8 protein-coding genes are annotated in these 6,425 nt (G+C 37.9%); 6 read left to right on the forward strand and 2 right to left on the reverse strand.

What is annotated here, in order from left to right; translation table 11 throughout:
- Positions 1-48 precede the first annotated feature (48 nt).
- Complete coding sequence (locus H6G14_RS28195) at positions 49-1,281, reverse strand: RNA-guided endonuclease TnpB family protein (RefSeq protein ID WP_190571688.1); 1,233 nt, start codon at positions 1,279-1,281, stop codon at positions 49-51.
- 486 nt (positions 1,282-1,767) lie between these two features.
- On the reverse strand, positions 1,768-2,772 hold the full coding sequence (locus H6G14_RS28200; RefSeq protein WP_190571690.1) for a metallophosphoesterase family protein: 1,005 nt from the start codon (positions 2,770-2,772) through the stop codon (positions 1,768-1,770).
- Positions 2,773-2,864: 92 nt separating this feature from the next.
- Here H6G14_RS28200 and H6G14_RS28205 point away from each other — a divergent pair, with 92 nt between their 5' ends.
- The 6 genes from H6G14_RS28205 to H6G14_RS28230 all read left to right on the forward strand — a co-directional run.
- Complete coding sequence (locus H6G14_RS28205; RefSeq protein ID WP_190571703.1) at positions 2,865-3,239, forward strand: hypothetical protein; 375 nt, start codon at positions 2,865-2,867, stop codon at positions 3,237-3,239.
- A gap of 158 nt (positions 3,240-3,397) precedes the next feature.
- Positions 3,398-3,814 carry a hypothetical protein gene (locus H6G14_RS28210; RefSeq protein ID WP_190571692.1) on the forward strand — a complete coding sequence of 139 codons (417 nt, stop codon included), beginning with the start codon at positions 3,398-3,400 and terminating at the stop codon, positions 3,812-3,814.
- A 343-nt stretch (positions 3,815-4,157) separates the two neighbouring features.
- Positions 4,158-4,511 carry a hypothetical protein gene (locus H6G14_RS28215; protein ID WP_190571694.1) on the forward strand — a complete coding sequence of 118 codons (354 nt, stop codon included), beginning with the start codon at positions 4,158-4,160 and terminating at the stop codon, positions 4,509-4,511.
- 65 nt (positions 4,512-4,576) lie between these two features.
- A complete protein-coding gene (locus tag H6G14_RS28220; protein WP_190571696.1) occupies positions 4,577-5,065 on the forward strand; it encodes a hypothetical protein in 489 nt (162 codons plus the stop codon).
- A gap of 190 nt (positions 5,066-5,255) precedes the next feature.
- A complete protein-coding gene (locus H6G14_RS28225) occupies positions 5,256-5,759 on the forward strand; it encodes a hypothetical protein (protein ID WP_242053931.1) in 504 nt (167 codons plus the stop codon).
- A 64-nt stretch (positions 5,760-5,823) separates the two neighbouring features.
- Positions 5,824-6,425, forward strand: a 602-nt coding sequence (locus H6G14_RS28230) for a WG repeat-containing protein (RefSeq protein ID WP_190571700.1), incomplete at its 3' end; no start/stop codon positions are given.

Consider the following 6,425-nt stretch of genomic DNA (forward strand, 5'->3'; position numbering starts at 1 on the left):
ATATGCCAACACGCGGGATGTAGGTAATCAATTAGCTACTTACGTGAACTACCCACACTGACTTGGAGTACCAAGTACAGTGTTGGCTTCTGTACTCATAGGCGAGTGCCGCAACTTGGACTTTCGCCCTAGTTTTGGTCTTACCTCCCCTCCTACAGCAGAGACGGCTGAACCTTCCGCCTTTAGCATTCTGATTCCTTCTGCTCTAATATTTTGTGCTGCGTTTCCATCTCTGTCATGCTGAATACCACAACTAGGACAAGTCCACTCACGGACATCTAATGGCATTTCACCAATCTGATAAAAACAATTAGAGCAAAGCTTGGAACTGGGAAACCATCTATCAATCTCAACTAACTTTCCACCTTTGCGTTCTAGCTTGTAGGCTAGAAAGTTAGTAAACATTCCCCATCCACAATCAGATATTGCTTTCGCCAAATTGTGATTACGAACCATGCCCAAGACATGAAGATTTTCTACTATGACAGCTTGGCTATCGCTCGTCAGTTTGTAACTAAGTTTATGTAGAAAATCTTGCCGTGAGTTACTAACTCGCTCGTACACTTTGGCAACTACTTTTCTATATCTATTCCTTGAGTTACTCCCCTTTTGTTTACGGGCTAACTTCTTTTGTTTACGCTTGAGATTTTTCTCATGCTTGGCAATATATCTAGGGTTGTCGTATTTAGATACTTTTTCACCATCGGTTACAACAGCGAAATGCTTTATTCCTAAATCAATGCCGTAAATTGTCCCTTCTTTAATAGTAGGATGTTCGCCTTCTATCTCAATCAAGATAGATGCCAAGTATTTGCCAGAAGGTGTTTTGCTAACAGTAACAGTCTTTATTTTCCCTTCAATCAGTCTATGTATTTTGGCTTTGATTGCCCCAATATTTCCTGGGAGTTTTACATTGCTATCTACAATCTTGACGTTTTGAGGGTATTGAATTGACTGTTTACCATGCTTGGATTTGAACTTAGGAAAACCAGCACGTTTCTCAAAAAAGTTTTTATATGCAGTGGTTAAATTGAGTGTTGTGGCTTGTAAAACTTGACTATAACAGTCAGCTAACCAATGAGTATCTTCTGCTTTTTTGAGATCAGGAAGTAGTGCATTGAGTGCTGCGCGTGTAAGTCCTTTACCCGTTTCTTTGTAAACTTCAATAGACTTATTTAGCGCGTAATTCCACCACCAACGGGCAGATCCAAACGTTCGAGCTAATAGTATTTGTTGTTCTTTGGATGGGTATAAACGAACTTGTACAACCCTATGTAGCACTCAATATCACCTCCTTGTATAACTTATTTTACCACGATATATATTTTTTGTTAAGAGCGTTATACGTAATATTAGAAAAACCTCAAATGTTCTCCGTCTTTACTCGGCTATGCCTCGTATTGCTTGAGAACGATTTCGGTTTTTCTCGCCTTATATCCCGCCACTGATTCGGAGTACCGAATTCAGTGGGGGACTTACGGCGAACTGGGTTAAAAATATTATTGGTTAACCCTAAGCCTTTTTTCGGGGTGGTTATTTTGTATTGATAGGATTGTGTTAAGCAATTTCCCTTTTGGAGATGTTACGCGTTGGCGTTAGCTTCGCTATACTGCGTAAACGCGTAGCGTGTCGCTTGCGACTCAGCCTCTGGGAACGAGAATCGCTTTTGGTAAAAATTTAATCATCAAAATCAATAATCAGTCCAGTAGGTACAATTGTATTGGGATTAATAATTGGACTTTAGGGATAAGTACACCTGTTACCAGGCTAAACTTCCAATTCCTTCATGATTTGCAACCACTTATCTGGTGTCGGCAGGGCTTGTTGGAGAAATTTGCTTGTCAGATTGCTAGCATTAGCTTGATATAGTAGGATGGCGTAGGTAAAACAACGAGCTGGTTTTTTGAACCCATCGTTACCATAAACAGAAATCAATTCCGCCAGTTTTTCCTCTACTTTCAAGATTATTTTGGGAGCAAGGGCAAGTAAATCGTACATCCACTGTTCCTTCTGGGCAATAAAAGCCGATAATTCTGAATTTGCACAATTTCTAAACTCATCACAAATCGCCTGAATTTTTTCCCACTTATAACTACCCCAGGGTTTAGCCTTCATCACTGGCAACTGCCATTTAACTATTTCTTCTCGCCAATAGTCTTTAGCTGCTTGTACTTGAACAATTTCAAAACTAGGTAGAATTATGGCTGTCAACGTCCCACCATGACAGGCTCCAGTATCAATACCGTAGGTTTTTTGGGGAATTATGAGGGGATTATCTCCAACAACGCGATGACCAAAAATTACTGGCTTAACACCAGTATATAACTGACTCCAAGAACTATCTCCGTAGCGTTTTCCCAGGTGTTTTTCACCCGCAGTGCAACCACATAAAACCTCTTCCCTTTGTTCCTCGATGGGTATACCATCTTCCACCGCAGCATGAACGAAAATTGCCGATTCGGTTTCATGATAATAGGGTAGATGACTAATCCATTCTAAAAATTCGTCATAGCTGTCGCCAAATTGTAATTTGACAATTTCCTGGGAGTAGGAAAGAGTTTGCCTGAGATGTTTGCGTTCGTGATTACCCATCAAGACGACGGTATTAGGACGATTTTTGAGAAAATCATACACCTTTACTGAATCAGACCCACGATCCACAATATCCCCCAAGGAGACTAAACAATCTTCTTCTGTAATTTCTACTTTGGCTAATAGTTGAAGCAATTCTGCATAGCAACCATGAATATCGCCAACTACAATTGTTCGCATAACTCAAGTTTAATCGAATAAATTTAGTGTAGCCTATATACTACTTTTTGTAGTATATAGGCAAAAGTTGTGAAGATATGAAAAGCCAGCAGATGAGAAGTAAAAAGGTTGTTAATTTTATCAGTGGACACCTTGATATAACTCAAGCAGAATTTGAGATCCATTACCGTCCTTTGAGCGATCGCGCGATCGCTCAAAACGAATGTTTTGTTGTTGGAGATGCGAGGGGTGCGGAGACCCTAGCGCAACAATATCTTTGGGGACGGACAGAGGCAGTAATTGTTTATCATATGTTTACCAGTCCTCGCAACAATCCAGGATTTTCAACCCGTGGTGGATTTCAAAGTGATGTAGAGCGAGATACGCAAATGACGTTGGATTCTGACAGAGATATAGCTTGGGTAAGACCTGGAAGAGAGCAATCGGGTACACAAGCAAACTGCGATCGACGAAGTTTACTAATATAGTTTTACGTAAAGAAGTATACCATCATTAAAATACTGAAAATCCTAATAATAATGGCTTTTACCAACTGTCAACTGCCTGCTTATCAAAATTAATAATCAGTTCAGTAAGTACAATTAATGATGTGATTTTCGCCTATGGAATAAATAGTTAGGTAAAAATGCAGTATATGTCTTCAGCAATTTATTTTTCTATTTTGGTAATGATGGTAATAACGCCATTTGCAATGCCCTCTCTGTTAAGGCGGAAGGGTTATGTGACTAGTTTGCTATTAAGCAGTTTTCTATCTTTGATGACGTGCGTACTTCTAGTTACTTTGTTGGCATATTTACCAGATTTATATGCCGAGATGCGGCTTGATTATCTGGGTTTTGATTTTAATGGCTGGTCAGACGAAGACCGACTCAGAAAGATTGCTCCAGAATTCAGAGACGAAGCAATAAAACTTTATCGATCGATAATGGGCATTGGGTGGACTTTGAAAGCTATTACTGGGGCAGTTTTGCTCATTCCTTATCAAATTATTGCTTCTGGCTTAGTTTTCATGGTGAGTAAGTCGAAAAAACATGGCAGTTAGCAACTAAGCATACCTGAAAGTGGACGCGAGGGTGGTGGCTGTTATGCCAATAATTTTAGTAAATGCAAGAAAATGTATCATCGAAATTTCAAACTTCTGGTTTTTCTGACTACCCCATTTCTTGGTGTTGTAATTTTATTTTTACCAACTATTCCAACTTTGGAGGATGCTAAATTTCTATTCTATAGAATTATATGGTTACTAAGTTTAATTTTTTGTTTTTTATTATTTAAAAAGCCTCAAGATTTACCATTAACAAAAAAGCGAACTTTACGATACCATTATTTTTAGTCCCAATGAGGACACTTTTATCCATACTTGCTATCATTTTGAACACAAGCTATTGGTGACATACCGTCGATTTAATCGTTCCCAGCTATTTAGCGATCGCAGTCATTGGGGAATAAATAATCATCCTACACCAACTTCTGTTCTCGATAAAGTTTGGGAAGTATCGCTACCATACATCGAACATCAGCATGATGAGGAAAATCTTTGGCAAAGTGATATTACTTTTCTCAATGACCAAACCCTAGTATTAGGAGCAGGAAAAACCCTCGCTTTGCTAAATATCCAAGATGGAGTTGTGAAAGCAGAGTACCAAACAGATGCAATTATACAGGCGATCGCAATAGATACTGCACATCAACAAGTAATTGCTGCTACCCGTAATGGAGTATTCTGTATTCATCTGTAGCACTTGGCGATCGCAATTTTCTTATCAGCAACACAAAGTTAGAACAGCGTTATCTCTTGTAGTTAATGAACAAACTTACTCCAATCTCAATGATTAGAATTCTAACACTTGTTATAACACTAGGTTTAATTTATTTTTTATTACGTTTTGCTTTCCCAGTAAACTTTTTAAAAACTCATATAGTTGACTGTAATCAAGCTCATAAAATCACTAAAATATCGGATAATTTTCTCAGTGCAATTGGCGACCCATCTCCAAATGAAGCAGAAATTATCGCACAACGCTATATCACAAAAGCCTTTTGTTTAAATGATTTAAAGGGTGACAATAGCTTCAGTCCTAAACCATATTTCTTTAATGTATCAAACTTAAGCTCTAAGTATCAAATTATTGGTTATCATGGTGCTGGTTTACGTAGTCCAGGTAGCTTACGAGTCAAATTTGACAACGGGACTCTCCTAAATTTTTGCTTTAGCAGGATGGTAATTAACTGTAACCAAGCTCAAGAATGCGATTGTCCCTATGATTTTAACTGGGAACCCAAACCAAAGTGATTTTAATAGTAAATCATGAGAAATATCACAAAAATATAATGTTTATTAAAAATGATTTTTTTAAATATGGATAACTTACTCCATGAAAATATTTAGCAAAATAGCAATATGTATAACCTTATTTATTTGTGTCGCAATTCTAATTATCAGTATTTATCCTGGTGCATTAAATAGTTTCTTTTTTCCAGTCATGCTGGTGTCAATTGTTTGTGTACCAATATTTGCAATATTGGCAATTCTCTTCTGGGGATTGAGAACTTTAGGAAGACAGAATTTGAAAAGTATTAGACTTAGAAGGCAAACTTTTGTACCCTGGAGAGAAGTTACTATCATTGCAGGTATAGTTTTAGTTTGTTATGTCCTGCTCAAGTTCTACATTCCCCGTCGTTTAGCATTTATGATATCGCAATCGGCGTTTGAACAAGTTCGGGTACAACTTCCTATTTCTGCAAAAGAAAAAATCACATTAAACCGCAAACTCGGTTTATATGAAGTTGATAAATACGCTATGGATTCTCGTGGTGGTGCATATTTTCGTGTTTTCTGGGGTGGTGATGGTCTAAGTCCTGATGTCATATCCTATGGTTTTGTCCATCAACCTAATCGTGAAGAAAGTCCATTTGGTGCTGCCAATTACCAAGTATTTTACTTGTGTGGTGATTGGTATTGGTTTCGTGTATCCGATGATTTTTAGGGATGACAATTGAGCTAGTTTTGAGCTATGGATAAGTGACATTACTACTTATGAAGTCACAAACATGCAATCTCATATTCACCATCCCTTGATTTTGCTAGTAGCGATAACTGGGCTAGCATTGTTTTCAACACCATCTATATCTAGTGATACTCATCAATCAATATCTCCCATCACAGTTAAGTCTGCAAAAGAGAATTCATTACCTCAGTTATGGGATGTAAAAATTAACGGGAGATATGGATATATCGATCGCAATGGTAAATTAGTAGTTAAACCCCAGCTTGATTATGCTTCGTCGTTTTATGAGGGATTAGCTCAAGTCCAAGTAGGTGAGAAATGGGGATATATTGACCACACAGGTAAATTGGTCATAAAGCCACAATTTGATAATTGTGATCGCTTCTTGAATGGGTTTGCTAAAGTCGAAGTTGCTAAAAAGTGGGGAATCATAGACAGTAGTGGTAAGTTTGTGGTTAAACCACAGTTTGATAGTCTTGAAGCTTTTGTCAATGGTTTTGCTTTGGTTGCTATCGGTAAAAAATGGGGATTCGTTGACAATAAGGGGAAATTAGCCATCAAACCTCAATTTGATAGTGCTTGGTCATTCTTTGAGAATTTAGCAGCAGTTCAAATTGGTAGAAAATGGGGATTTGTTGATAATAA

Origin of the sequence: Nostoc parmelioides FACHB-3921, from assembly GCF_014696625.1 — a bacterium.
In the GTDB taxonomy this organism is placed as follows: Bacteria; Cyanobacteriota; Cyanobacteriia; order Cyanobacteriales; family Nostocaceae; genus Trichormus; species Trichormus parmelioides.

What these genes read in the sequence shown, in the direction of transcription:
- H6G14_RS28200 (WP_190571690.1), bottom strand. Translation starts at nt 2,772, where the DNA reads ATGCGAACAATTGTAGTTGGCGATATTCATGGTTGCTATGCAGAATTG.
- H6G14_RS28205 (WP_190571703.1), top strand. Translation starts at nt 2,865, where the DNA reads ATGAGAAGTAAAAAGGTTGTTAATTTTATCAGTGGACACCTTGATATA.
- H6G14_RS28210 (WP_190571692.1), top strand. Translation starts at nt 3,398, where the DNA reads ATGCAGTATATGTCTTCAGCAATTTATTTTTCTATTTTGGTAATGATG.
- H6G14_RS28220 (WP_190571696.1), top strand. Translation starts at nt 4,577, where the DNA reads ATGAACAAACTTACTCCAATCTCAATGATTAGAATTCTAACACTTGTT.
- H6G14_RS28225 (WP_242053931.1), top strand. Translation starts at nt 5,256, where the DNA reads ATGCTGGTGTCAATTGTTTGTGTACCAATATTTGCAATATTGGCAATT.